Origin of the sequence: Persicitalea sp. (assembly GCF_041751555.1) — a bacterium.
In the GTDB taxonomy this organism is placed as follows: domain Bacteria; phylum Bacteroidota; class Bacteroidia; order Cytophagales; family Spirosomataceae; genus Persicitalea.
In genome coordinates this window covers 1-1,754 of record NZ_JBGSXF010000617.1, presented here as the reverse complement: position 1 = coordinate 1,754, position 1,754 = coordinate 1, and the positions used below count along the sequence as shown (strand labels likewise).

Annotated in this window: 1 protein-coding gene and 1 pseudogene; both read left to right on the top strand. The window is 52.9% G+C overall.

The window, feature by feature from the left end:
• Nucleotides 1-993 (top strand): sialate O-acetylesterase (locus ACEW8P_RS21865; protein WP_373515195.1); only part of this gene is annotated, 993 nt, incomplete at its 5' end.
• A 33-nt stretch (nucleotides 994-1,026) separates the two neighbouring features.
• Nucleotides 1,027-1,754 (top strand): annotated as a pseudogene (locus ACEW8P_RS21860) (acetylxylan esterase); the annotation flags it as partial.

Sequence of the window (1,754 nt, the reverse complement as noted above, 5' to 3'; positions counted from 1 at the left end):
GTCGATGCGGATGAGCTGTATATCAATGGAGTACTGGTCGGAAAAACGACCTATCAGTATCCACAACGTCGCTACAAGCTGCCGCCGGATGTTTTGAAACCGGGTAAGAACACCTTTGTCATTCGGGTCACCAATTCGGCGGGAAAAGGTGGTTTTGTGCCTGATAAGCCTTACTGCATTTTCGCCGATGCCGACACGGTCGATTTGAAAGGAACCTGGCAGTATAAGGTAAGTACTGCCTATCGGCCCATGATGAGCGGTTTTGGTGGTGGCATAAGCGCCCAGAATCAGCCAACGGCTTTGTACAACGCCATGGTAGCCCCGGAAATCAACTACGCCATCAAAGGTTTTTGCTGGTACCAGGGAGAAACCAATGCAGGAAAACCCAAGGAATACGCCGACCTCCAAACCGCGTTGATTAAGGATTGGCGCACCAAATGGAATCAGGGGCCGCTACCCTTTCTATTTGTTCAACTTCCTGGCTTTATGGATTATAACTATTTGCCCTCGGAAAGCAACTGGGCTATACTGCGGGAATCGCAATTTAAGGCGCTATCGGTATCCAACACCGCCATGGCGGTAGCCATAGACCTGGGCGAGTGGACCGACATACACCCCGACCACAAGAAGGCCGGGGGCGATCGGCTGGCTTTGGCGGCATTGAAAACTGCTTACGGCGAAAACGTGGTATATTCGGGACCCCTGTTTCAATCAGCGGCTGTGGAGGGAAATAAAATTGTGGTGAGCTTTACCAATACGGGCAGTGGACTAGTAGCCATCGACGGCGAACCTTTGGGTGAGTTTGCGATCGCGGGCAGTGATAAAAACTTTGTCTGGGCCAAGGCAGCCATAGAAAACGGAAAAGTAATCGTGCAGAGCGACGAAGTATCTAACCCGCTGTACGTCCGCTACGCCTGGGCGGATAATCCGGTGAATCCCAATCTTTATAATAAAGAAGGACTGCCCGCTTCTCCCTTCCGAACCGACCAATAATTGCATTCCTAACCCAATAAAATAAGCAGTCTCATGCAGAAATTCCTGACGCTCGTGCTATTGGCGGGCCTTTCCTTGGGAGCCACTGCCCAGCAAGCCGCTATCGATAGCAGTAAATACCCTAAGCTCCAAACCTTCACGGCAATCGAGGATCAGGCACTGATGATGCAGCAACTGGGCATCAAAAAACTCAGGCCAGGCCCAAGTGGCAATGAGTCCGCTCCCAACCACGCCAATTACGACGAAGCGACGGCCAATCCCTGTCCGCAACTGCCGGAGATTCTCACGACCTGGAACGGAAAAAAAGTGACCACGCCCGACCAATGGTGGAAGCAACGGCGTCCCGAAATTATCGACGATTTTGAGCGGGAAATGTACGGCCGGGTACCGAAGAACATCCCCAAAGTAAGCTGGACGGCGAAAGTGACCGACAACGAATTCGTGGGCCGCATTCCGGTCATCGCCAAAAAACTGGTGGGTCGAGTCGATAACAGCGAATACCCATTGATCGACGTGAACATCAACATGGTGCTGGTGCTGCCGCAAAACGTCAAAGGCCCGGTGCCGGTACTGATGATGCTGGGCTTCCCGAACTTGCCCGCGCCCGCCCAGCCTTCTGTGGCCGATCTGGAAAAAATCAACGAGGCGTTCAAGGCGATGATGAGCAAGCAAGATCCGGAGATGAAAGCCATTTTTGAAAAATACCCAGCCTACGCCCCTATCACCCGCCTGCCTGGCCCCAGTTTTTTCGCGCCGCCTCC